This is a genomic window from Myroides sp. LoEW2-1, from assembly GCF_009767705.1.
Lineage (GTDB): Bacteria > Bacteroidota > Bacteroidia > Flavobacteriales > Flavobacteriaceae > Flavobacterium > Flavobacterium album_A.
In genome coordinates, this window is sequence record NZ_WSPP01000395.1 from 1 (window position 1) to 358 (window position 358).

The 358-nt window shown below is 37.4% G+C and carries 1 rRNA gene; it reads left to right on the forward strand.

Annotated features, from left to right (window positions below):
* Position 1: 1 nt before the first annotated feature.
* Positions 2 to 111: ribosomal RNA gene (gene rrf, locus GOQ24_RS16340) — 5S ribosomal RNA — on the forward strand.
* The last annotated feature ends 247 nt before the right edge of the window (positions 112 to 358 follow it).

The following is a 358-nucleotide window of genomic DNA, read 5'->3' on the forward strand; positions in this document are numbered from 1 at the left end:
TTAGGGTGGTTATTGCGGCGGGGCTCACCTCTTCCCATTTCGAACAGAGAAGTTAAGCCCGCTAGCGCAGATGGTACTGCTAACCAGTGGGAGAGTATGTCGCCGCCCTTCTTTTGAAATCCTTGCTGATTTCCAGCAAGGATTTTTTATCTAAAAACATTAATACAAGCAAAATACAAAAAACTTTAAAAAATAAAGCCGAATTAGTTTGGTTTATAAAATAAAGTTTTCTACTTTTGCACTCGCTTTGAAACATAAGTGATAATAACAAGAAGAATACGTTCTAAGACATATTGGACAACAGCATACAAAAAGAGAGTAAGGCAAGTCGAAAGATTTGAATTAACGCGCTAATCGA